This is a genomic window from Gracilimonas sp., assembly GCF_014762685.1.
Classification (GTDB): domain Bacteria; phylum Bacteroidota; class Rhodothermia; order Balneolales; family Balneolaceae; genus Gracilimonas.
Genome location: NZ_JABURM010000005.1, coordinates 1252893 through 1277717 on the forward strand (window position 1 = coordinate 1252893; position 24825 = coordinate 1277717).

Here is a 24825-nt window from a genome sequence, read left to right on the forward strand (position 1 = left end):
TTGCCGTACATACTTTTCCAATCCGAAACTTGTGAACGAGCGTACATTCCAAAAATTTTATTCTCAGCAGATAATAACTGATTAAACGTACCATTTTTATTATCTCATTCACTTTAGAATATTCTGCAATAACCAGCCAAAATCCTTAAACTTGGTCATGCAATGGATTCGAAGCACCCTTACCGTTTTAAAGAAAGATCTGCAGATTGAACTGCGTACTCGTTTTGCATTCAATATGGTGTTGGCTTTTGTAGCAGCTGCCATGCTGTTGGTTCTTTTCACCCTGCGTGCAGATCAGCTTGAGCCCGGACCAAAGGCCGGTTTGGTTTGGATCATCATTTTGTTTGCTGCACTTTCTGCACTCAGCCGCAGCTTTATATCCGAGACTGACAAGAAAACGTTTGACCTCCTCCGTATTTATGCAGAAGGAACAACCGTGTATTCCGGAAAACTGCTTTATAATTTCTTATTTACCCTTTTCATCAATATAGCCACCTTTGCCGGATATATTTTTCTAATGAATCTAACGATACAATCCTGGGTCGCTTTTTTTGTTATGCTATTTATCGGAACGGCCGGTCTATCCGGGGTAGCTACCATGACGGCAGCCATAGTTTCGCAAGCTGATCGAAAAGGAGCAATTTTTTCAGTGCTTAGCATTCCCTTATTTATGCCACTGATGCTATTGCTTGCCGATATCAGTAAAACCGCTTTTGTCAGTGGTGGAGACGGCTCCTTAAATAATATTACGGCTCTGGTCGGCTTTGCCGGCGTGACCATAACTGCAGGAATTTTACTTTTTGACTATATCTGGGAAGAATAAAATTGACCACTGACTATCGACAAATGACAACAGATCCAATTTTCTACAATTATGCCATTTAAATTCGGAAACCGACGTATTATAGGGCAACACCGTGCTAAGGAGCAAGTAGAGCGTATGCTTGCCTCCGATCGGATCAGCCACGCTTACCTTCTTTCAGGTCCCTCGGGCGTTGGGAAAACGGCATTTGCCCTGGCTTTGGCAGAAGCAATAAACGGTATTGATCACTTGAGCGACTTGGGAGAACACAAACATTCAAAGAAATCATCCTGGTTTACCCATCCCGACATACATGTATTCATCCCAAAACCGACGTCAGCAAAAACAGAAGAGCTCAGAGATCGATTAGAGCTGCTTGCCAAAGATCCTTATGAGATCATCAGTTTTTCACAGCGGCCTTCTTTGGATGATGAATCCTCCAAGAACTTGCAAGCCTTCTACCCCATCGACTATTTCAGAGAAGATATTCGGCCCATCGCAAAGCTGAAGCCCAATGAAGGAGACCGGATCGTGATCATTCTTACCCAGGTTGAAACCATGCGAAAAGAAACGGCCAATGCTTTTTTAAAACTTTTGGAAGAACCTTCAGACCGTCTGATGTTTATTCTAACAACAGAGAGTTATGAAAGTCTCCTTCCTACCATCACTTCCCGTTGCCAACATATTCCCCTTGGTACTTTAAAGGATAAAGAGGTGGAACAGGGATTAATTGAAGTCGATGGTTTGCAAGCCGATGAAGCCGCTTACCTGGCTCGTGTTTCCGGAGGAAATTATGCCATGACCCGCTTTTTTGATGTTGAGAAACTGAAGGAAAACCGGGAAGCAGTAGTTCAGTTTATGCGCATGGCATACAGCCAGGATGCTGTTGGGTTGTCGAAGCTGATTCAGGACTGGCAGAGCTCGAATAATATTGAAGGCCTTATTTCCATTACTAATCTCATAGAAATGTATATCCGGGATTTAATGGTATTTCGGGAAACCGGGAATAAGAAATTCATAACTAATATTGATCAATTAGAATCCATAGAGAAATTTGTTAAATCACTCGACGATGCACGCCTGGAAGAAATGATCAAACATCTGGATTCTTTCCGACCGGCACTGCGTCAAAATGTAAATCCCAAACTGATTTTGATAGTACTTGCATTACGATTCTCTCCCCTGATGCGAGGACTCGACCCTGTCATATCTGAAGAAGAAAACTGGAAACACATACCTGCGTTTGTAGAATAATGGCTGAAATTAAATTTCATAAAATGGAAGGCGCAGGAAACGATTTTGTTGTAATCGATAACCGGAAGTATGGACTTTCGATTGAAGATATTATTGAAATCACTCCAAAACTATGTGATCGAAGATTTGGTATTGGGGCGGATGGATTACTAATGTTGCAACCTGCTCAAAAACCTGAAGTGGACTACACCATGATTTATCGTAATGCCGATGGCAGTGATGCCGGTATGTGTGGGAATGGAGCTCGCTGCCTGGTTTTGTTTGCATTCACACATGGTTTTGGGGTTACACAAACTTTTAACGTCCACGATAATGTATATGATGCTGAGGTGCTTAAAGATGAAAGCGTAAGCGTTCATTTTCCGGTACATGTTAAGCCGGAACAAGTTGAATTGGATGAGATGAAATTGGTAAGAGCAGATGCAGCAACAGAACATCTTATCAGTTTTGTTAGTGAACAGCAGCTGGAACAAGAAGATCAGCTTGTACAAACAGGCCGGAAATTACGTTATCATGAAAAAGTAAATCCACCGGGTACCAACATAAACTTTGTGCACTGTAATGATGAGTCTTCTATTTCGCTTCAGACCTATGAGCGGGGAGTAGAGAACCTAACCCTTGCCTGTGGAACCGGAGCCCTGGCATCGGCTATTGCAGCCCATCACCATCAAAAAAACAATCGGCAACACGCTACTTATAAAGTTAATGTAAAAGGTGGAATACTGCGGGCCTCTTTCGATTTTGATGCCGCAGCTAATACCTATCATCAGCTAATTTTAACCGGACCCGCCCATTTTGTATTTGAAGGTTCTATCACTGTTTAAAGTTTTACTGATCTTGTTGGCAGGATTATCTATTAAGGGTTGCTCTGCAAGCATTTCAAGCCCTTTAGGTAACCAGGAAAATACGGCAGACTATATCAGCCGCTACATGGTTTCAAATCAGTTGCCGGCCCCTGAAACCATCAATAGCATCCAGCTATATAGAAAAGGGGACACTAATAATCCTCCAATCATTGAGTTGGGTTCAGCTCAAAAATTGATACTGGCTTTTGATGAATTAACTGATATTTCCGGGCAATTCAGAATTACTTTTACTCACTACGATCAAAACTGGGACGAAAGCAATATACCTCAAGACTGGTTTTTAGAAGGCTTAAATGAAATCATATTAGGCGAAGGAACTAAAAATCAATCCTCCCCTCCAAGCTATTTCCATTACCGTACCGAATTCCCTAATAATCAGCTGCGGTTTGCTACAAGTGGAAATTTTATGCTTCATGTATCTGATTTTTCTTCCGGTGTGCGATTATTTTCATTACCCTTTTTTGTAACAGAGAATGCAGGGGAAATGACCTCATGGATAGAAACTGATTACAATGCCGGACCGAGATTTGAAGCCCGGGATCGTCCATTCAGTAATTTCACGTATCCTGAGTTTATCGATTTCCCCCAATTTGACCTAAGCTTCTACTTTGTTCAAAATCGATTTTGGGGAGATGCCCGAAAAACCGAAAATTATGATTTCTCTGAAAAAGGCCATACCCAATTTTACTTATCAGGTGAAAATGCTTTTCCGGCTAATTTTGATTTCATTGGGCTAAACCTGGAGACTTTCTCAGTTGATGGCCATCAAATTATAGATTGGATACCGGGAGAAAATCCCCCTGAAATTATCTTGCGTGAAGATATTCTGAATTTTACTTCCAATCCATTAACCGCCTGGGGTTCAACCTTTGGGAATCCCAAGACATCTGCAGAAGCTCGCTATGCTAATATTCGGTTCAGGTTTCAGGACGGAGGAGCCTTTACTTCAAAGCAAGGCGTCTATTTGGTTGGAGATTTTAACCAATGGATCATTTCTGAAAAGAATAAGCTGGAGTACAATCAGAATTCAGGCTACTGGGAAACTTCGGCGCTGATCAAACAAGGCACATATACCTATAAATATGCCATAAAAGATGGCACCGACATAGATGATTTGATACTAAGTGACTACATTACAAGACGTAATCAGGAATATGTAAGCTTTGTTTATTTCAATGACCCTGAATACAGGTATCAACGATTGATCCATATACAGGTTTTCAGATCCGACTAAATCTAAAAATCTATTCCTATTGAAAAATAGTGAATAGGTTTGCTCTTAAAGCCTTCTCTTTCATAAGGCCAGCCAACATCATACCTGAAAGGTAAGCCAAACACAATAGTTCTTAGCCCAAAACCGGCTCCTATTAACAAATCGCCATCAAGATAAGGAGCCTCTCCGGTTCCTACTACGTTTCCGTTCTGATCCCTTAGTTGATATATTCCAATTTCTTCCTGTGCTACTTTAAAATCTAATTTAGCATCGTTGACGATAGAGTTTCCTTCTCCATCTACCAAATCATAATTTATTCTCTCTCCCCAGGCCGACCCAACATCAACAAATGCTGTTCCGGTTATATTATACAAGGGCAAAATAGGAATGGCTCCGGGGACTACGGCCGCAAAAAGAGGAAACCTGAATTCGGCATTAACCAGTGAAAAATTACTGCCGTAAATACTGTTATAAGCATACCCTCTTACCGGTAAAGCCGGTACGGTAAAAAAACTATCCGTCAACTTATCATAGGAAAGGCCATTTTGATTAAAGCGCTGATTGATCCAGCCCAATCTACCTCCCATAAAATAAGTTTGTTTATCCGGCCCCACAGAAGCGGCTCCTGAAGCCCTTACTGCAAAGCTATAACGGGAACCAAGATTGAAATACTTCCTAAAATCTGCCAATACGGATGCAAATTGTGGAGCATTGTCGCCTACACCAGGACTTCCTGAAAATCCAATGGAATAGCGATTACCGCCCCGGGGTGTAATAAAACCAGGCAATGTCTGATCATTCGTATATATTAATTCAGGGTATAAAAAGATACTTCGTTCATTGTCAAAATCCCCTCCTCCAAATGAATACCCGGCATAGAGATCGCTAACTGAGCTATAATCTCTTGTAATACCCATGGCAGAAAAACCGGCATCAACCCGTTTGAATTTATTAATTGGATATTGGACATTCACACCGCCTCCAAAAGTTCTAAAGCGAATATTTTCTCCAAAAAACGTTTGATATTGACGGGAAGAATGAAAATAGGAAAAATACCAATTGGTGCGATTCTTAAGGTATCCGTACTGCAATGAATAGTCACTGTTACGCAGGTCTGTAACAAAATTCGTACCTAAAGCAATCTGATGGTCACCCAATAAATCACTTATAATAAACTGGGTCAAAGCATATGAACCATACGTTGAAGCTACAATAGACGGATTGTATGAGATGTCAGTAGAAAATTTAAGGCGGTATCTTTTTGGCTGAAACCGGCCGTCTTCTGTAGTGTTATTTTTCGGGTTAAAATTTTCAATATCCTCCAACACCAGCGTCGTATCTTCAATAACCTCAGTACTGAATACATAATTTCTAAAGTCAATTTCTGATGTATCAGCTTCCTCTTCTTCAACCTGACGCTGACCGGCTCCTGTTTGGGCAACACTATCTGCTACAGCTACATCGTCTAATAACCCTTTCTCATTAGAGCTAAGCCCTGTAGCAGACATTTCGCGTGCATATTTTGTAGCTGGCACCCGGACCCCGAGTGGCTCTGAAGCCCGTCGCTGTGCCCAATAATTTTTTGAAAGCTCGGATTCCTTTTTTCGGTCAAACGGAGAACGAAGTAAGAAAATATCCAAATAACCCTCATTCACAGAGTTAAGCGCTATTCGCGAACCATCTCCGCTAATAGAAATTTGTGAAGCTCCGGTCTGAAAATTAGTTAACGGCGATGAGGTTCGGGTTTCTAAATTAAATTCATAAATATTTTGAATCCCATTTTTATCTGAAAGAAAAACCAGCCTTCCGGTACGAGTGGTTTTAGGGGCTTGTTCATTCCAAAGAGGAGTATTCGTAAGTTGAGTAGCTGTTCCGGCTCCTAATTTTACCCGGTAAATATCAGTTTGATAGAGACTTTCATCACTTAATAAATCATAATCTACGGTATAATTATGCAACCGGTTTTTTTCTCCCCTGTCCGAAACAAAATATATGTATTCCGAATTCTCACTCCAGGCCGGTTGCATATCAGAAAAGAAATCGCCGGTAACATTGGTTACTTTCTTCGTATCAAAATTGTAAACAAAAATATCCTGATATGGCCCTATATTACCGTCAAAAGCAATTTTATTACCATCCGGTGACCAAGCTATGGAAGCAATAGCATCCAAATCCGGGAATTCTATTTTTTGTACGTTTCCGGTTTCATAGTCAATAATAGCGATATCATCGCGGCCTTTTGACTTTGTTGAAATAGCAATTTTTCTGCCATCCGGCGACCATGAAATATTCGGGTTTAAGATGTTCAGCTCTTCAAATTCCGGATCGTCTTCTCCCCGAATTATTGTTTTCAGATATTTACCGTCGATTGCACTGATGGCTACAATATCAAAATAACCTCGTTTATTAGTGATAAAAGCCACTTTATCGCCTTGGGGAGAAATGGAAGGGCTGGTATTATGGCTTCCAAAATCACCTCGTTTTGTAAGCTGAGTGGCAATCACATCAGTGCGTTCGCGTTCAGCTACCTCAGGGTAGTAACGTTCTTGCAAGGCATCTTGCCAAACCTCTGAGAGGTCTTCAATACTTAGGCCCAATGCTTGTTGAAGACCATATTCAACACTGCGGGATGATTTTATGCGCTGAAGTATCTCTGCTATTTTCTGGCGCCCGTACTCTTCCACAATATAATTCCAGATAGATTGTCCCGCTCGGTATGAAGTATACCCGCTGATATATTGAATTGGTGGAAGATAATTATTTATAATCGCATCCCTGATAAACATATCCGTGTAAGTATCCCACCCCTGAGACGTATATTCTGCAAGACCTTCCTCAAACCAAAGCGGAAATTGGAGCTGAATATTATTTCGGATGATAGAATTCAATGATCCGCCATAAAACATGTCATTGAATACCGCATGCACCAATTCATGTTGCAGGGTATGACGGAAGCTGGCATAGTCTCCGGTAAAAGGAACCGTCATGCGATTCTTCATTTTATCGGTTACCCCACCTATTCCCTCAGTATTCACCGGCAGGTTCACGACATTTGTTTGGGAAAAATCATTATGTGAATCATAAATAATCAGCGTTATACGATTGGAGATCTGATGATTGAAATCTTCACTCAGTTGTTTATAGGCTGATTCAATACTTTTAGCTGAAAACTCAGCGAGTTCATAATTTTTTTCTCCATAATAATACACGTCAAAATGTGTCGACTGAATGTATCTCCATTCAAAATCTTCATATTGTACTCTGTTTTTCCCAAATGGATAATATTGAGCCATTACAGAAGCTGTACCAGAGGCTAAAAAAATAACCGTATAAGCTAAAACCGAGAGTATCTTTACTTTCATAATTACGATAGTTTACTAGTTACCGGGCTAATCCAAAATCAATTTGTCGTTTTTGCATATCTGTGCTTTTTACCCGTACACGAATTTCATCACCCAGCTGGAACTGTTTACCGCTTTTCCGGCCAACCAATGCATGGCGTTTGTCGTTGTATACAAAGTAATCGCTTTTCAGGTCGCTCATTCTAATCATTCCTTCACAGTAAATGTCTTTTAGGGTCACAAAAATTCCCCGCTCCATCACACCACTGATAATTCCATCAAATGTTTCACCGGTTTTCTTACTTAAAAACTCTACCTGCTTTAGCTTCACGGAATCTCGTTCAGCATCTACAGCCACACGTTCGCGTTCACTGCAATGTTCGCCGTCTTTCTTCAGCTGATCATGCGTATAAACTCGAGCACCAGCATTATAACCTTTCAATAACCTATGTACAATCACATCCGGATAACGACGTATGGGGCTCGTAAAGTGTGCGTAGTGTCCGAATCCCAAACCAAAATGGCCGATGTTATTCGGAGAATACTCTGCTTTGGCCATAGCTCGTAACATTAATCCGTTAACGATATACTCAAGGCTAGTATTTTCCACTTGTTTTAAAAGATCGTTAATTTTTTTCGGGCTGATTCTATTCCCTACTTCAAACTTGATTCCTATGGGTTTAACCTGTTCGGCAATACCTGCTAATTTTTCTTGATCCGGCTTATCATGCACGCGATAGAAAAACGGATACAGATCTTTTGAGCGTTTCTTGCCCGATTGCTTACGGAGTTCATCTACGTGCATGGCCACTGTTTTATTGGCCATCAACATACATTCTTCAATCAAACGGTGCGCAAAAATACGTTCTTTAATGATGACTTTGACCGGAGTACCCTTCTCGTCCAATACAAATTTAGGTTCAGGATTATCAAAATCTATAGCCCCTTCCCTGAATCGTTTGTCTAACAAAGTTCTTGCCAGCTCCGCCACCATCGTAACTTCTTTGCTGTACTTATGTTTTTTTCCATCCACCACTTCCTGGGCTTCTTCGTACGTAAATCGCTGTTTCGAGTGAATAACGGTTTCTTCAATAGAGTAATCAGCCAATTTGCCATTTGGAGTTATTTCCATGAAGCAACTGTAGGTAAGTTTATCCTCGTTAGGGCGTAAGCTGCACACACCGTTGCTTAGTACTTCCGGCAGCATAGGGATAACCCTGTCAACCAAATATACACTGGTTCCGCGTTTATGGGCTTCTTCATCCAATACAGATTTCGGGGTAAGATAATGGGTAACATCCGCTATATGCACGCCCAGGTAATAATTACCATTGTCCAGTTTTTTGATACTTAAAGCATCATCAAAATCTTTGGCATCTTCGGGATCAATAGTAAATATATTTTCATCCCGTAAATCACGTCGGCGTTTACATTCTTCGTTCGGTATTTTCAGTGGTATCTGATTGGCATATTCTTCCACTTCTTTCGGAAACTCCGCGACCATATCATTCTCCGCCAGTATTGACAGGATATTGGCATCGTTGGAACCGGATTTTCCTAAAACCGATTTAATTTTTGCTTCCGGAAGAGCTTTTTCATGCACCCAGTTTTCAAGCTCAAAAATAACTTTATCACCATTTTGAGCGCCATTTAAAAATTCAGGCAACACAAAGAAATTGGTGTGAACTGATTTCGGATCAGCTTCAATAATGTAATTTTCTTTACTAACCTTACTGAGGGTACCTACATAAAAATCTTTACCCCGGTCTACAATTTCCAGGATTTTACCTCTGGGTTGTCCGCTCTTTTTATTGGAGCCGGTAATTTTTACCCGAACGAGGTCATCGTTAAGGGCAGTGCCAACATCTTTTGAAGAAATCATGATATCCTGATCCAGGTTTTCTGTAATCACATATCCTGTCCCCCGAACTGAAATATCTATTTTACCTTCAACAATATTCGGGTCTCCCGAAGATTTCCTCGTCTTTCCTTTATTATTGTTTAGAAATACATAGTTATCTTTTCGGTTAATTGTATTTTTGTTGGCTAACCTGTTTAGTGACTTATCCAGTCGTTTTACTTCATTCTTACTCTCTAAACGGAGAACACTTATCATTTGCTCTCTCGTTAACTTATTATCCGGGCTGTTCTTGATTAAATCAACAATCAGCTCTTCAAATTTACTTAGTCTGTCTTTTTTACTCATTCAAATATCTTTATTCGGGATCTTCTTCCCGTCTGTTTTCTGTTAAATCTTCTTGATTCTGTTCTTTCTTTTTTATTCCAAACAATTTCCTGAATGGCGAGAATAATCGGCTAAAAAATTCTTCCCAGGTATTAAAACCAACTTTGGCTTCAAGCCCTACTCCATTAATATCTTGAGATTGTTGAGATTGTTCGGTACTGCTTAATGTCCCAAAGGTAAGATCCTGACGATGAAAAGCCGTTAATGCAAACGTTCGGTTAATTCTATAGGTAGCACCAAGGTCTCCTATATTAGATTGCCGGCCGGTAATTTGTCCTTCTCGTCGCAGTATTAATTTGTCGTTATATAATCTGAGTGCTACCCCAAGATCAACCTGATTATAGGTATTTAAATTAAAATCTACATCTAAACTACTCAAATCGCTATTCAATAACGAATTCACCTGATTTGATAACAATGGGTTAATAACCTGACTGGAAAGCAAAGGGCTTAAAACTGCCGCACTCCCGGATATGTTGTCCCCAAAAAGATTTCCCTGGGTATCGCCGGTAGATGAAACCGGGATAAAATCACCCATAAGCATGAAGTTAGCGGCCTGAATCAGCTTCATATTTTCATCCCGGTTTATGGAAGCAAGCTGAGTAGAAAGGGTAGAACTTTGTTGAGACTCGAATGTATTAGGCAACCGGAAGAAAAAATCATTTTCGAGGCTATAGATAGTACCTCCGATATTATAAACCAGCTCTACCGGTACACGTTGGGCGTTATCAGGATCACTGGCACGAGAAGCACTCAGGGTATTGATATCGGGCCGGGCACTATAAATTGCATTCAGGTCTAAACGCGCATTTGCCGGGTCTCCTTCCCAAATTATTGATCCCCCGGGCTCAAGTTCAAATCTTCGGGTAAAAATATCGCCACTCACAAATTGATATCTCCCACCTTCTATATCAAACCGCCCAAACATGGATACCTGCTCATCTTCCAAGAGAATCCTTAAGCGACCCGTACCTTCCGCCGTTACAATGTCTCCCGTAACGGGGTCAAAAATCAGACGAACGGTCATAGGATTATTGGCTACAAACTGCAGATCAAGAGTAAACCGCTCGGCAAATGATAAATCTACTTCTTCCCCCGAATCTAGCCCATTTCCCCTGTTTCTTCCTCTCGAGGTATAATTTTTATTAGTAATATCAAAAGTGTCAAATGACTCTACAAAGCGAATAAACCGGTTATCTTCATTAAATTCTGTTTCTTCCATTAACGGGATGGATATTTCCGAGAAATCTGAAATTCTAATAGGGGTTTCCGTGCGCAAAACAGGATTAAAATTTGTCCCTGATATCACAACCGTACTTGAGCCGTATGCTTTTCCAAAAAAGGCCAATGTTGGGTCAAATGAACTGTTTAAAAACTGAAATTCATCCATTTCAAGCCGTATGTTCATGTTATTGGTCGGCTCAAAATCATTAAAATCATAGAATCCGCTCAGTATAGCATTACCCCCTGAAGGATCTATTAAATAAATATCCTTAAAGGTTAATCCGTTGTCTCTGGTAAAAGAGAGTTCCCCCTGGGCATAGTAGTAAGTATCCAGAAATTGAGGACGCAAATAGGCCGCATCCTGAGAACCTACCATAAAGTTTGCTTCAAAATCATAGGTTTCATCATTGCCCCAAATTTTACCTGTACCATTCGCAAGGCCTGAGCCATCAGCAAAAACCTTTGGACCGATAAGAGGGAGAATCCACAAATCTATATTCTTAAAATCTATATCAAACTCGTACAGTCGTTCTTCAGAAGGGAAATCGCCATCCTGTGGGGCTAACACATAACCATCAATTTCAAATTCCTGGCCTTGCCGATCGCTATTAGCAAAGTATTCGGGGTATTTTGCAGAATCTGTGCTTACTGAAATGTGGGTATCAAACCGATCATACTCGGAATTATAGATACTGTTAAGAGTAACATCACCTACCAATAATTCGTCAATATTAAACGCTTCAATATCCAATCGACCCTGCACTGTGGGAATGGTAGTCAGCGTTCGGGTCGTAAATCTTCCATCTAAGGTTCCTCCAAAATTCAACCGGCCCGCTAACATGCTTGAGATTTCATGAAGATCTACCGAATTAATATTATAATTCACAGAATCTTCCGGTGATGTACTGAAAGTTCCATTTACTTCCAGCATTTGTGCCTCATTCTTAAACAAAAAATTCTCCACCACCAATTTTTCATCAGACTGATATGTAATTACTGGCGTTCCTCGACTTGCCCAATTATAGATATCGGTACCTAAACTAAAATTCAGAAGACGGAAGGTCAGTGCCTCATCCATAAAAATACCTTGGCCTTCTAACACAAATGAGGCATCATCACCCAATTGAGCAATGATACTGCTGACCCTAAGTGAATCCTGTTCCAAGTTTGCAGAAAAATTGAATCTCTGCCCCTGAATGAAATCCAGATCAACTTCGGCAGCATTAGCCTGTACCTGTAGCCCGGAAAAGTTCTTAAAAAGTTCGCCATACCTGAAACTACCCGTAGCTTGTAAATTCAATGAATCGGCATTAAAACTTCCGATATTAGTTTTCGAATCATTAAATGTTGTATTAAACAACAATTGCTGGGAATTCACATTCACGGATGAATTTATTCTTGCTGAAGATACCATTGAAGGCATACCCTCAAAATAAAAGTTAACAACTCCCGGATTCTTAACGCGGCCGGTAAGGGCAAGACTTTGGTTTCTTATGTTCTGCACAGAAACGCTTGCAGTTGTATCCGGTTCGAATAGAATTTCTTCTTGTATTTGTTTTCGAAAATACCCGGACCATTGAGATGATAAAGATAAAAGCGCTGCCGGATCAAAATCCCCTTCCACAGTAGCATCAAATGCAGTAGAGGTAAATCTAAAAACCCTGTTTTGAGAACCGGGAGCATTTAAATCCAGGTACATTTGGTGTCTACCAAGGGTATCATTCCCTGCTACTGCCTGTAACACATCCAGACTTAGCCTGCCATAAACTTCATCTAGCGATTGCCCACTTGCCTGTAAATCATATACGATATCAGCTTGAATCTGCCGCATGTTTGGATGTTGAATTATTTCATTCAACTGAATTTTTTCAGCTTTTCCCTCAAGCGAATATTCAGGAATAGTTTCCCGGATATCTATCCAACCCGTTGAAGTAACTGACGCACCCTGGATATCTGCTCTGAATTCAGGCTCAATAAATCCTTCATCCCAATTCGCTAAAATGTAAAGTCGATTAAATTTTCTATTATCAAGATCTCCGGCATCTGATTCTATGATCAATCCTCCTTTAGCCTCCCTAAAATCAAAAGATGAACTTTTTATCTCACCTCTTAAGCTTAAATTTGTTTTTTGAAATCTAGGATTAAACAAATATCCTAAATCCAAAGAGTCGGTAGCAAAGGTAAAATCATAGGCTGTTTGTTCACCCCAATTTAAATTACCGGCCAATTCAATCCCCCCTCTTTCACCTTCTGCCAAAAATTCTACATTGGTTGTTTCAGAGGTTCCATAAACTTTGCCCTCATATCGATTTGATGCAACAGCTTCCATTTGGCTGCTCTTGAGCATGGATTGAACTGCCCTAAGCTCTCCCTCACTTACAATCAACGATTCAATATTTGCTTCGTATTCAATTAAAGAAGCCGAAGTAAGGTGTTTTAAGTATCCATTTAAATTAGTATAACTTTCTCCCAGAATAAATTCCGCATCACTTATATAAAGAGAGTCGGCCGATCCTTCTGCATTCAAAGAACCTTGTAAATTTTCAGTTAAAGCAGGCATATTTGGGAAGAAACGATCAAGGTATTCCGGCTCAACCGTCAGCCTGTCCATAATGAAACTCAAATTGGAATTTTCAAATTGAGCCGCAATGTTTCCCTCCAGAATATTAACACCATCTGCCTCTCCGCTAAAACGTACAGAAGAATTACCCGTACTTATATTGACGGCATTCAGTTCAAAAAACTGGTCATCGTTATAAATCTGTCCATATATTTGTACATCATTTAAATCAACCCCTGGTGCATTAAAACTAACCGTATTGATATCCATGAAACGTTGTTCTTCGGTAAACTCAAAGAACATATCCATTTGTAAATCAGTTAATTGTAAACTGTCGGCTGATGAAAAATCATTGGGTTGTTTGAATATATTTCGAAAAACTACATTTCCATTCTGAATTATTACCGATGGAATAATGATTTGAAAATCAAAACCCGACATTGAAAGATCACCTGCTTCCTGAAGTGCGGCATCTTCTTTAGTCTTAAAAGCATGATGAATGGAGAAATCTGAGGCTGCATCAAATGTGGCTTTAGGATCATTAACCTGCAACGAGTTAACTACCAAGCGGTTTTGGAAAAGAGACCAAACATCAATCCCGGCTGTAATATCGGTCGTTTCCAAAACAGGAACAAATGATGCTGAGTCCGGATAAATTTTAACCTCATTTAAATCCAAATAGAAGGGTAAAAAACCGTTAATAGACCCAATACTAACCACCCCTTCATATTTTTCGTTAAATCGTTGTTGTAATTCTACTGCTATCCGGTCTTTTACGGGCTGGATTTGAAGAGCTCCAAAAATACCTCCGAAAACAATAGCCAAAGAAAGCACCAAGACCCCAATAAAGGTCCAAAAAATATTCCAAGATTTATGTAACCAACGTAAATAAGACACTATCGAAAAATCTTTAAAGTATGTTCCCAGGTTTGCTCTACAAATTCAGTTTCCAACACTTTATAAAGGTAAGGCGAGCCCGGTTCTTTTAGCAGTATCAACTGAATTTGTTCATCTTTTACTTTTTTATCAGCTTTCATTCCTTCTACCAATTCAGCCGGTGAGACTAAAATCGTATCTAATGAGAGATCATATAACGATTTAAACTGCAATAAATTGGAAAGCTCAATCCTTCCTCCAAGCTTATTAGAAGCATAAACCGCTGCAATCATGCCTGCATAGACAGCCTCGCCGTGTGAATATTCACTAAAATTTCCTTCCTTCTCAATTACGTGGGCAAAGGTATGTCCAAAATTTAAAAATGCCCGCTTACCGGCCTCCAAAACATCTTCCGCTACAATATCCGTTTTGATTTGGGCGCTTTGCCGGATGAGCGACAGCCATGCTTTTCCGTCTGTAAAGCTTTCATCATCTATCAACGTATTTATCTGTTCCAGAATTTCGGGGCTGTGTATCATCCCATATTTTAGTACTTCACTTAATCCGTTCACCCATTCTTCTTGCGGTAAAGTTTCCAAATATTTCACATCCGCAAAAACAGCATCCGGCTGATAAAAACTGCCAATCAGGTTTTTTCCAACACTGTGATTGATTCCCGTCTTTCCCCCGATAGAGCTGTCTACCATAGCAAGTAAAGTTGTCGGGATGTGGATCAAAGGAATACCGCGTAAAACTGTTGCCGCTACAAAACCTGCCAGGTCTCCGGTTACTCCCCCGCCGATTGCAAAAAGAGGAGTTGCTCTTTCTACCCCCTTTCCGAGCACAAAATCAACGGCTTTATTATATATCTCAAAGCTTTTTGCTTTCTCTCCCCTGGGGACTTCAAATATTTGTAACTCCGGAAATTTCTTTTTTAAAACCTTTTCAAAATGCGCACGATGGTTTTTCAACACAAAAGCATCAACCAGCACAAATGCTTTTTTAGCACTGTAAGAACTGATATACTCCTTCAATACTTCACTGAGGTCGTAGCCGAAATGAAGGTTATAATTTTTTTCTGTAGATGTTTGAACAAATATCTTATCAGACATGCCTGGTAATTTTATCGATAGCGGCCTTTGTCATTTCCTGAATGGATGTAAATAACGGAGTTTTAATGGTAATTTGCGCCTGCTTGTAGAGTTTTGCACGCTTCAAATATAAGGTTTTCAGCTCTGTAAAGAGAGTTTCTTTCGATTTTATTTTTCCATTATCATCAAACAAAATTGGTCGTTCTTCACTCTTGTGAACTCTTTCAACAATTACCTCCATTGGAGTATCTACAAAAACCAATAAACCATACTTTTTCAGGTTATCTACTACCTCTTGGTTTAACAATGCTCCCCCACCCAATGCAACAACTCCTCCCTTGAACCCCCGAAGTAAAGCTCCCAGACATTCAAATTCAATTTTACGAAAATAGCTTTCCCCATTTTCCCGGAATATTTCCCTTATAGACTTTCCTTCTTTTTTCTCGATTACTTTATCAAGATCAATGAAATCACACCCTAATTCCTTTGCAAGAGCCTTTCCAAAAGTGCTTTTCCCGGACGCCATAAATCCGCATACATAAATAGTCTTGTCAAAATCATTCAGTTTTTTAATCATGATTTTGGTTTTTTGGGAGTTACCATTTCCACGTCTTCTTTGTCTACCAGTACCGCACCGGGAGGCGAACCTTTGGGTTTGCGCACATATTTCTTTTTGGTAATGATTACCGGGGCAAGATTTGATCCGCGCGCCTTGGAGTTATACGCAGCATAAGAAGCTGCTTCCAATAAAACATTTTTAGGGGGCATCCCTTTATCATTTCCCATTCGTATTACTAAATGTGAGCCGGCTACTTTCCGGGCATGCATCCAAACGTCTTCTTTATGAGCCTTTTGCACCAGGATGTCATTGCTTTTCGCATTTTTACCAATCCAGACCGGATACCCTTGAATTTCCAGGGTGTGAAATGGCAACTGTTCTGTATTGTTATCTGAACCGTCCTGTTCCTTAAATTCTTTCAGTTCCTCTTCATGTTCTTTTTCCCAATCTATAAAGTCCCATAAACTGCTAATGGCTTCGGCTTCTTCCAGAAGTTTTTCTGCTTGTTCTTTTTCTTTCTCCATTTTTGGGATCCGCTTTAGCGCTTCTTCATACGACCTCTCAGAACTTGCCGATTTTTTATAATATCGTTGTGCATTTTCCGCGATATCCAGTTCCTGCTTCAAAGGGATAGTTACTTTTTTGCCTTCATCATACAAATCATCCACTTCAATTTCCTCGGTGTTCACGTTGCCGAGATGTGCATTAGCCATCAAAATATGTCCCCATTGTTCATACTTTTCTGCACGTTCCAAACCTTTATCAGCCTGATGCAAGTTTTGAAGACCCGATTTGGTTCTCTTCACTTTTCGACGCAAGCTTTTTAGCAAAGAAGATTTGCGTTGTTTCAACCGCTGACTCCGGGAATAATTCTTATAGCGATAAAGAATTAATTCATTTACGTCATTAAACTTTTGCTCTGTTTTTAATGGCAAGGTTTTTTCTGAAAGTAAGGTTGTCTCGCCATTTTCGAGTAGCCGGAAATCGGGCTGTTCTTCCATTTCTTTACACATGCTTTTTACAAAATCCTCAAGTTCATCTTTACTTGCTTCATCGAGCTTGTGGATTTCGATCAGGTCTTCCAAATTTTGCCGGGGGAGCATCGGGTTGAGGGTCGTTAATTTATTCTTGGTATTTTTTCTGCTTATGTCTCCTTCTACCTCATACAAATCAAGAACCTGGGGCTCAGGCGGTTCACTTCCCTCTTCATCATATTCCTTAAACACTTCAGTAATCACTCCGCCTTTCGATAGGAATACATTCGACCGGTTGCTGAATAATCGAAAAGAAAGCTTGTATCCATTTTCGAAATGAATATACAGCCAACGATCACTTTCAGGAATGCTAACATCAGTAATTATAACATCATAAATAACTTCAAAAAAATCGATGGTATTACTCTTTTTCGCCCCTCGATAGCTATCTGTAAACAAGGCAATATTCCCGGGAGCCGAACTAAAACAAAGCCGGAACTTTTCCTCCTGTTCTTTAATAAAAAACTCTATGTAGTTTTTATATGGGCTTACCGCCTGTTCAAATCTGCTGCCAATTAATTTGTTTTTAAGCCGTCGATTTAGATATATTAATTCATAATAGTTCATTAAAAATCAGTTGGGGGATTTAAGAATTTCATGCATTATCCAATATTTAATTCTATAGTAAATACTGTAGAATCACAATTGGGAAAAAGAGGGATTAAAACTAATAAGTTTAGAACATGGGAAGATAATAAGATTCATGCCACCGGTTTGGAATTAATCATTGATTTAAAAGAAGCATCCGGATACATGGAATCTCTTTCTATAAATTTTGACTGGGACAGTTTCAGAGAAACAACCATGGCTAAAGAACTGGATGGAATGGAGAGTCACCCCTTTCTGAAAATAGAGACACTTACCAAGTCTTCCATAAAACCTACTATTGATATTGAAATGAGCTGGTTGTTTGATATCGACACCTGCCAGCCTGAAGTGCCGGGCGAAGCCGGAAATTATCGTATTGAAAAAGCAAGCCGCTGGATGGAATCGATCAGTAAAAAAGTGAATGAGCTTTTATCTGATAATGACATCATCACCCGATGGCATATCGAAATTGACGGTGACGAAAACGGACGCTACCTCTCCGCAATTAACTTGATTTCCTATTTTCAGTACGAACTCACTTCCCCGAAAAGCTTAAATGAGGTACAGCACCTGGTAGGGCGTAAACTTCACGATTTATTGCTCAAAGCCAATAAAGTGATTTACTCATCCAATGAGATTTTGGATGAATCCATTGCTGCTTAACCCTCTTCTGATTACCTCCTTTAGCAGGGCTAAAATTTCATTCAGGTCATTGCATATCCTATTGCCCTAAATAGCCTCTGCGCTTTAGCTGGAAGCAGAGCAGAACGTCTGTAATGATGACTGGTAACGACGCAGAGCATCGTTACTAGTTGAAACAAGATCCTGAAACGGTATAAAATAAAAAAAAGGTCAGACGGGCTTAACCCATCAGACCTTTTAATGTTAATGTGCTTCAAACGATAAAGTTTTAATCGTAAGTATAAAACCCTTCCCCGGTTTTATTGCCGAGTTTTCCGGCATCTACCATTTTTACCAGTAATGGAGCCGGCCGGTATTTTGGATCTTTAAATCCTTCGTATAACACGCCTAAAATATCGAGGCATACATCCAGTCCGATGAAGTCAGCAAGTCGCAGGGGGCCCATGGGATGCGCCATTCCCAGCTTCATCACTTCATCCACGTGTTCAGGTGTAGCAACGCCTTCACCTACACAAAAAATCGCCTCATTGATCATTGGCATGAGCACGCGATTGCTGACAAAACCGGGGGCATCGTTTACAGGAACCGGAACCTTGTTCAGTTTTTTCGACGTTTCCTCAACCACCTTATAAGTACTATCATCGGTTTGCAGTCCGCGTACTATTTCAACCAATTTCATAACCGGAACCGGATTGAAAAAATGCATCCCAATAAATTTCTCAGGGCGGGATGTTAAAGCCGCTAATTTTGTGATAGAAATGGACGAAGTATTGGACCCAAAAATTGTGTGATCAGGAGCGGACTCATCCACCTGTTTCCAAACTGATTTTTTGATATCAAAATTTTCAGGGACGGCTTCAATGACCAAATCAACATCTTTTACCCCTTCTTTTACATCCAGAAAAACACTGATGTCGCCAAGAGTAGATGATTTCTTCGCCTCATCAATTCTCTCTTTTTTGACCATGCGATCGAGATTCTTCTCGATGGTTGACATAGCCCAGTCGGCAAATTCTTGTTTGGTTTCAATAAGGTTTACAGGAATGTTGTTCATAGCAAACACATGAGCAATTCCATTCCCCATGGTTCCGCCACCAATTACGGCTACTTTTTTTACGTCCATTATTTTGATTTATTTTCGGTTTAAATTTCTATCAGATTAGGGTTTTTAAAAGCGTTTTTCAACCAATAAAGCCTAATAATCATATTTATAAATGCTAAAAATTAAAGCGAAGAACGGCAGTGAAACCCGGTTCTCCAAATTCATTGAAATACGATAATTTTGCTTCCGGAGCGTTTTCCCATTTATCGCGGGCCCGGACAAAAGCACTTAATCCACTGAACAGACGATTGGCTGCCATAAGGGCCAGCAGGGTTGGAAGCTGACTTCGGTGTTTATCTACCCGCTCCCTGGTGTTACGATATTGATTTCGCAAATCTCGATTTTCCCAACTCCATTGATACTCTGCCGTTTCGGGATAGAGTTGATCCCAGTTTCTTGTTCTAATCTGTGCTTCATTGTAAGAATCAAGATCATCATAATTTCCAACTGCAATCAGATAATCTCGTTTTTTTCCGGACAGATCAGTTCTGGCTTTACTCAAAGCCAACGTGATGAAATCATTCTCCAGGTTATCGGCGCGGGCATCCAGTCCAAAATAGGATAATACTAACACCACCTCACCTGCCAAGTGATATTTTCCACGGGTCCAGTTTTCATTATCAACATAATAATGGCCCCATCCCGGTACGACCAATGATCTCAGAAATGCTCTCTTAGCAGAAGGCAGGTCCTCCTCTTGTTCCTTTACCTGGGCTTCTGCCGCCGTTGAAAATGAAATGGCAAAAATGAAAATGAATATCGAAAACCATACCGGGATTATTGGAGAAACTGATTTTATGGGGCTTAAACAGTTCAAAATCCTCTATTCAATTTCATGATTCATTATTCTTCTTCCGTTCCCTGTTCCAATGTCGCAAAATGGAAATACTGAATCCGGCCATCAAAATAAATGTACCGGCCCAAACAACAGAAATAAATGGTTTTTCATCCGCTACAATCAACACCCATTCCGGCTCATACTCTTCTTCCAACCCTGTAACCGTAAGTTCGATGCTGTTTTCCTGGGGATTAATTTGCGTGAATTGAAACTCCAGATCGAATTCAGACACCATAGCGGGCGGAGAGTAAATATAACTCTGGCCATTCTGACTGTAAACGGCAAACAAAGGGTCTACGGTAATAATACGATTGCTTGCCGGATGTATCAGCTCCACCTCTGCACGCACACCGATGGTCGTATTTGGAGGCAATCCGGTACTGTCGGTTTTGGCATAATTAACGAATCGTATTTTAAACTTGCCTACATCTATAGTTTGACCCGGATTAAAGGTTAAAGTCTGTACTTTCGGTTCTTCATCAACAGTATCACGGGCAGCTACATTTTGCATCATACTGTTTTCGGCAATCCGGTCATTTTGCTCCTGCACATAAGAACTCCCCCCTACATAGAGGTAAATATCACTTAACAAGCCGGTTCTCACATCCGGATCCACTGACCATTGTATATTCTCCTGTGAAGATGAAGTCAGCATCGGATATACTTCCGGTATCATATAAAAAGGTTTCCCTCCATCAACCGGCTCAAATTTGATTTTGTAATTTTGCTGCCCCCTGCGCACGCGGTTGTCCAGCTCATAGCCTTCGTAAGTCACCGTATAACGATTGTCCACAAGTACCGGTTCATCCAGGTTTAAAACCAGCATCTCTTCTTTTTGTGTGACTTTGAAACCCTGTTCATCCGTCACCTCTCCTCTTTCAACCGCCGCATTGTAGTTAGCTGTTTTTTGATCCACAAGTGCTTCGTTATAAGCGGAAGAAGCTAAGATACCCACCAACAACATGCCGAAGCCGATGTGAGTCAAGGATCCGCCGATCAGTTTTGGTTTCTGCAAGGCAAGCCTGACCATCACCCACGCATTCCCGACAATAGCAAAATATCCGCAAAACAGATAAACCATATAATACAGATTCCTTACATCCCCCATAATAATGGAAAAGATGGTAACGGCACTGGTCACCAGCAGCGGGTTAATCAAAGCCGAAGCCAATGACTCTGCATCGTACTTTTTCCAGAAAAGATATTGCCCCAGCACAGTAAACACAGCCATAATCATGACTATGGGCATGCTCCAGTTATTATAGAAACTGATTTCCGGCGGAGTAGGATTTTCAACAAATAACTTACCAAGTATAGGAGAGCTGGTACCGAGAATAATAACCGATCCCAGAATCAGCAAAAGCATAGCACCCGTCACCGTCATAAATTCGCGGCTCAGTATCTTCGCTTCTTTGTCCGGAGATGGGAGTTCCCTATATCTCCAAAAGAATAAGCCTAAGCCAACGAGGGTCACCACCAGCATGAATGCCAGCAACTGATTGTATAAACCCAGGTCTACGAAACTGTGAACGGAAGAGCTTCCCAAAATCCCGGATCGCGTCAGAAAGGTTTCATAAACCACCGCTACATAAGCCAGGATCGCAAACAGAATGGATGATTTTTGAGCTATCGCGCTTTTTCGCTGAATGATCATGGTGTGAATTCCCGCCGTCCCAATCAACCATGGAACCAACGAGGCATTTTCTACCGGATCCCAGGCCCAGTATCCCCCAAAAGAAAGGGTGACATACGCCCAATATCCACCCAAGAATATAGCCGTCAGTAAAGCTACATTAGCACTGAGCGTCCAGGGTAAGGCCGGACCAATCCACTCGTTATATTTCTGTTTCCAAAGGGCCGCCATGGCAAAACAATAGGGAATGGTCATCATGGCAAAGCCAACAAAAAGTATCGGCGGATGAATCATCATCCACGGGCTTTTGAGCAGGTCATTCAACCCGCTGCCGTCTGCAGGAACAAAATCAGGATTGGTTTGAAGAAACGGGGCATTCGGCATTTCTTCAGCAATCGTTCTAAATGGAGAAGCTCCCAGCTTCAATCCAAAAATATCCCATCCCAATAACATAGAAAGCAAAAATACCTGGGTCAGAGTCAGGAAGAAAAGTACCGGGGCCTTATAAGGCGACCGGGTCCATTTCATCAACCCAAAACCAAGAAGTGCTGATATCAAAATCCAAAGCATAAAGCTGCCTTCCTGCCCGCCATAAAAAGCAGAAAACAGATATCGTGGGGTTAAATCAAGGCTGGTATAATTGAAAACATAGTAATACTGAAATTGATGCTGAAAAATCAGGTACATCAAAATTCCGGAAGCAGCAACCAGGAAAACAGCTTTGGCCGCAAACAGCCAATTTCCGATTTTCAGGGTTTTTTCTTCATCCCGGTTGGCAGAAATAAAATAGAAAACCATGGCAACCAAAGAAGCTGAAAAAGAAGCTGAGATAAGGACTTTACCAAGAATGCCTAACATAGATTATTGAGAGAGTAGATTTGGAAATTTATTAGCGCAGTAAAAAAAATTAACTGTCAGAGGCTTTTGTGAATTGTCCGGGATCATTGTCATTGTACTTGGAAGGACATTTCATCAACATTTCATTTGCATAAAATATATCTCCGCGCATTTCCCCTATGACCACCAATTGATCAGCGTCTTCAAAATTATTCGGTTTTGGTTTGGGATAAACAACTTTCTTTGAAACTCCGTCTTCATCTTTCATATAGAAAGTAAATCGTTTGGTTTCCAAAGAGAACTCAGCCCCCTTCTCTTCATCCCAGGTACCCGGAATATGAGCACTGCTCTGATTTTCCGCTCCTTCAAAAGTGGTATAAGTGCTGATGCTTTCGCCAAAATTATACATCAGCAAGGAAGTAAATCCTACAATGGCTATAATGCCAATTATCAGTTTCGGTTTCATGCTTCTTGGTTTGTTTTAATTTGTTCTTCCAGTTTGGTCACTTTTTTGTCTACCCGGAAAAGAAAAAACAGGAGTACCAGCCAAATGATCAGGCTCACTCCCAGTACAACGTACATAAGTTCGTTTGAGGACATAAATTGAATAAATGCGCCGGCTTCTTCTGCCCCGGTTGCGCCACTCCATTGATCGGAATAAGCATTGGTCAGCGTGTCAACGACGGCGAGTGAATCTTCTTGCATTAATTATGATACTTTTTTTTGATTATTTGGCTTCAGCCCAATTTCGTATAAATTACGAATTCTCCACTTCCAATTTCACCTTGTTGTAACGGAAATGGATATCATATATCCAATAGCCCAGTGCAATAAATCCTATAAATGCCGGATATAACACAAACCGCAATTCATCGGCTGTAATTTCACTAAAAGCGGGATTTCCGTCGGCACCGGGATGCAGGCTTGTCAGTTGCCGGGGGACCACATACAGCAAAAACGGAATAGTGGTAACAGCAAAAATATTATACACTGCCGAAAGTTTTGCGCGTTTATCACGGTCATCAAAGGCAGAGCGGAGCACGAAATAAGCCACATAAATCATCAGTGCCAAGGCCGCTAAATTCATTTTGGGTTCGGCGAATGTCCACCACGAACCCCAGGTAAAACGCGCCCAAAGCGAACCGGTCAGCAGTCCGCAAACGCCAAACGCCACTCCCACACTGGCGGCCGAGGAAGCTTTAATATCATACTCAATATTTGGAGTATTCAGGTATTTGATGCTGTACCAAAAACTCAAGATGAAAAGCACAAACATGGTCATCCACATAGGCACGTGAAAAAAGATATTACGCGCCGTTTGTTCGAGGATGGGGATTTCAGGAATGTAAATTAAAAAACCGGCAGAGATGACAAGTGTCATCCAAATGGCTACTACGTATTTCCAGACTTTCAAGAGTGTGTGAATTTTATTAACTATGGCTACGTTTTAGATTCAAAATATACGAATTTCACCTTGATAATCTGAGTATATAATCTGTAAAAGTTATCTATGACCCAAACCGAAAAATCCATCACTCTGACTCCCTCCTGGAAAGCTTTTTTTTGGAGATATATCTTTGGAGTAATTTTAGTTCCCGTACTCATCGGAATCATTCTGTTATGGAAAACCCGGAAAAAACACGCCGGCATTTCCTATAAAATTACCAATCGAAAAATTACTGTGGTGAAAGGAAATTATTCCCGGAATATTGACCTGGCCGATATACGTCAAGCCACGCCCGGAGAATCACGCTTCGGTGTAGGGACCGTCACCTTGAAAACACGGGGACGTGAAATTGAGCTTATTGGACTAGAAAATCCAGAATACATAGCGGATTCCATCGAAAAAGCAGTAGAAGCTGAACTCAAACGGCTGGAAGCAAAAAAACAGGCCAAACCGCGAAAAAGCCAATACAATCCCGGCACCATGGATCGCCTGGACTACCTGACCGGCCTTTGGCAACAGGGGCTTATGAGTGATGAAGATTTCGAAAAAGAGCGTAAAAACCTGCAAGGTTCTTAAAAAAAGCTATGAGTTTTCTTTTATCATTATTATTTACCATCGTTTTACAAAATTAAATCGTTTATTTCTCGCCTAATATAAATTCTAAGTCTCTCTC

Annotated in this window: 18 protein-coding genes; 6 read left to right on the forward strand and 12 right to left on the reverse strand. The window is 40.7% G+C overall.

All coding sequences use genetic code 11. The annotated features are described in order from the left end of the window. Window positions 1–157: 157 nt before the first annotated feature. The 4 genes from HUJ22_RS05615 to HUJ22_RS05630 are packed head-to-tail and all read left to right on the forward strand — an operon-like array spanning window position 158 to window position 4156. Window positions 158–823 carry a heme exporter protein CcmB gene (locus tag HUJ22_RS05615; protein ID WP_290875079.1) on the forward strand — a complete coding sequence of 222 codons (666 nt, stop codon included), beginning with the start codon at window positions 158–160 and terminating at the stop codon, window positions 821–823. A 51-nt stretch (window positions 824–874) separates the two neighbouring features. Continuing rightward, the gene (locus HUJ22_RS05620) at window positions 875–2056 is read left to right on the forward strand and encodes a DNA polymerase III subunit delta' C-terminal domain-containing protein (RefSeq protein ID WP_290875081.1); all 1182 of its coding nucleotides are present in this window, start codon (window positions 875–877) and stop codon (window positions 2054–2056) included. Beyond that, window positions 2056–2880 (forward strand): diaminopimelate epimerase, encoded by an 825-nt coding sequence (dapF, locus tag HUJ22_RS05625; RefSeq protein ID WP_290875083.1) that lies wholly within the window; start codon window positions 2056–2058, stop codon window positions 2878–2880. Before HUJ22_RS05620 ends, dapF begins: the two co-directional genes overlap by 1 nt. Continuing rightward, window positions 2858–4156, forward strand: coding sequence for a type IX secretion system plug protein domain-containing protein (locus HUJ22_RS05630; RefSeq protein ID WP_290875085.1), 1299 nt, complete (start codon window positions 2858–2860; stop codon window positions 4154–4156). The genes dapF and HUJ22_RS05630 overlap by 23 nt, the downstream gene beginning before the upstream one ends. 2 nt (window positions 4157–4158) lie before the next feature. Here the strand turns inward: HUJ22_RS05630 and HUJ22_RS05635 are convergent, their stop codons facing one another. Genes HUJ22_RS05635 through HUJ22_RS05660 form a run of 6 tightly spaced genes read right to left on the reverse strand, consistent with a single transcriptional unit; the run spans window position 4159 to window position 17632 of the window. Next, window positions 4159–7497, reverse strand: coding sequence for a peptidase MA family metallohydrolase (locus tag HUJ22_RS05635; protein ID WP_290875087.1), 3339 nt, complete (start codon window positions 7495–7497; stop codon window positions 4159–4161). Window positions 7498–7516: 19 nt separating this feature from the next. After that, window positions 7517–9682 carry a ribonuclease R gene (gene rnr, locus HUJ22_RS05640; protein WP_290875088.1) on the reverse strand — a complete coding sequence of 722 codons (2166 nt, stop codon included), beginning with the start codon at window positions 9680–9682 and terminating at the stop codon, window positions 7517–7519. 10 nt (window positions 9683–9692) lie between these two features. Next, window positions 9693–14402, reverse strand: a complete 4710-nt coding sequence (locus tag HUJ22_RS05645; RefSeq protein WP_290875091.1) for a hypothetical protein — start codon at window positions 14400–14402, stop codon at window positions 9693–9695. After that, entirely contained in the window at window positions 14402–15493 is a 1092-nt protein-coding gene (aroB, locus tag HUJ22_RS05650) for a 3-dehydroquinate synthase (RefSeq protein WP_290875093.1), read from the reverse strand. Before aroB ends, HUJ22_RS05645 begins: the two co-directional genes overlap by 1 nt. Further along, a complete protein-coding gene (locus HUJ22_RS05655) occupies window positions 15486–16049 on the reverse strand; it encodes a shikimate kinase (protein WP_290875095.1) in 564 nt (187 codons plus the stop codon). Before HUJ22_RS05655 ends, aroB begins: the two co-directional genes overlap by 8 nt. Beyond that, on the reverse strand, window positions 16046–17632 hold the full coding sequence (locus HUJ22_RS05660) for an NFACT RNA binding domain-containing protein (RefSeq protein WP_290875097.1): 1587 nt from the start codon (window positions 17630–17632) through the stop codon (window positions 16046–16048). Before HUJ22_RS05660 ends, HUJ22_RS05655 begins: the two co-directional genes overlap by 4 nt. Window positions 17633–17662: 30 nt before the next feature. On the opposite strand from HUJ22_RS05660, the gene HUJ22_RS05665 reads away from it, so the two are divergent. Continuing rightward, window positions 17663–18316: a hypothetical protein gene (locus HUJ22_RS05665; protein ID WP_290875099.1), complete on the forward strand. Its 654-nt coding sequence runs from the start codon at window positions 17663–17665 to the stop codon at window positions 18314–18316. Between the two features lie 247 nt (window positions 18317–18563). On the opposite strand, the gene HUJ22_RS05670 is transcribed toward HUJ22_RS05665, so the two are convergent. From HUJ22_RS05670 to HUJ22_RS05695, 6 genes are all read right to left on the reverse strand, one after another. Next, a complete protein-coding gene (locus HUJ22_RS05670) occupies window positions 18564–19418 on the reverse strand; it encodes a 3-hydroxybutyryl-CoA dehydrogenase (RefSeq protein ID WP_290875101.1) in 855 nt (284 codons plus the stop codon). 94 nt (window positions 19419–19512) lie between these two features. Continuing rightward, window positions 19513–20214 carry a hypothetical protein gene (locus tag HUJ22_RS05675; protein ID WP_290875103.1) on the reverse strand — a complete coding sequence of 234 codons (702 nt, stop codon included), beginning with the start codon at window positions 20212–20214 and terminating at the stop codon, window positions 19513–19515. A gap of 16 nt (window positions 20215–20230) precedes the next feature. Further along, complete coding sequence (gene ccsA, locus HUJ22_RS05680) at window positions 20231–22726, reverse strand: cytochrome c biogenesis protein CcsA (RefSeq protein ID WP_290875104.1); 2496 nt, start codon at window positions 22724–22726, stop codon at window positions 20231–20233. Window positions 22727–22775: 49 nt separating this feature from the next. Continuing rightward, window positions 22776–23171 carry a cytochrome c maturation protein CcmE gene (locus HUJ22_RS05685; RefSeq protein WP_290875106.1) on the reverse strand — a complete coding sequence of 132 codons (396 nt, stop codon included), beginning with the start codon at window positions 23169–23171 and terminating at the stop codon, window positions 22776–22778. Further along, window positions 23168–23410 carry a CcmD family protein gene (locus tag HUJ22_RS05690; protein WP_290875108.1) on the reverse strand — a complete coding sequence of 81 codons (243 nt, stop codon included), beginning with the start codon at window positions 23408–23410 and terminating at the stop codon, window positions 23168–23170. The genes HUJ22_RS05685 and HUJ22_RS05690 overlap by 4 nt, the downstream gene beginning before the upstream one ends. Before the next feature lie 52 nt (window positions 23411–23462). After that, window positions 23463–24119 (reverse strand): cytochrome c biogenesis protein, encoded by a 657-nt coding sequence (locus tag HUJ22_RS05695; protein WP_290875110.1) that lies wholly within the window; start codon window positions 24117–24119, stop codon window positions 23463–23465. A gap of 96 nt (window positions 24120–24215) precedes the next feature. On the opposite strand from HUJ22_RS05695, the gene HUJ22_RS05700 reads away from it, so the two are divergent. After that, entirely contained in the window at window positions 24216–24728 is a 513-nt protein-coding gene (locus HUJ22_RS05700) for a PH domain-containing protein (RefSeq protein WP_290875112.1), read from the forward strand. The last annotated feature ends 97 nt before the right edge of the window (window positions 24729–24825 follow it).

Coding starts and splice junctions, on each gene's coding strand:
- HUJ22_RS05690 (WP_290875108.1), bottom strand. CDS start 23,410: ATGCAAGAAGATTCACTCGCCGTCGTTGACACGCTGACCAATGCTTAT.
- HUJ22_RS05615 (WP_290875079.1), top strand. CDS start 158: ATGCAATGGATTCGAAGCACCCTTACCGTTTTAAAGAAAGATCTGCAG.
- HUJ22_RS05685 (WP_290875106.1), bottom strand. CDS start 23,171: ATGAAACCGAAACTGATAATTGGCATTATAGCCATTGTAGGATTTACT.
- ccsA (WP_290875104.1), bottom strand. CDS start 22,726: ATGTTAGGCATTCTTGGTAAAGTCCTTATCTCAGCTTCTTTTTCAGCT.
- HUJ22_RS05635 (WP_290875087.1), bottom strand. CDS start 7,497: ATGAAAGTAAAGATACTCTCGGTTTTAGCTTATACGGTTATTTTTTTA.
- aroB (WP_290875093.1), bottom strand. CDS start 15,493: ATGTCTGATAAGATATTTGTTCAAACATCTACAGAAAAAAATTATAAC.
- HUJ22_RS05700 (WP_290875112.1), top strand. CDS start 24,216: ATGACCCAAACCGAAAAATCCATCACTCTGACTCCCTCCTGGAAAGCT.
- HUJ22_RS05660 (WP_290875097.1), bottom strand. CDS start 17,632: ATGAACTATTATGAATTAATATATCTAAATCGACGGCTTAAAAACAAA.
- HUJ22_RS05670 (WP_290875101.1), bottom strand. CDS start 19,418: ATGGACGTAAAAAAAGTAGCCGTAATTGGTGGCGGAACCATGGGGAAT.
- dapF (WP_290875083.1), top strand. CDS start 2,056: ATGGCTGAAATTAAATTTCATAAAATGGAAGGCGCAGGAAACGATTTT.
- HUJ22_RS05655 (WP_290875095.1), bottom strand. CDS start 16,049: ATGATTAAAAAACTGAATGATTTTGACAAGACTATTTATGTATGCGGA.
- HUJ22_RS05665 (WP_290875099.1), top strand. CDS start 17,663: ATGCATTATCCAATATTTAATTCTATAGTAAATACTGTAGAATCACAA.
- HUJ22_RS05620 (WP_290875081.1), top strand. CDS start 875: ATGCCATTTAAATTCGGAAACCGACGTATTATAGGGCAACACCGTGCT.
- rnr (WP_290875088.1), bottom strand. CDS start 9,682: ATGAGTAAAAAAGACAGACTAAGTAAATTTGAAGAGCTGATTGTTGAT.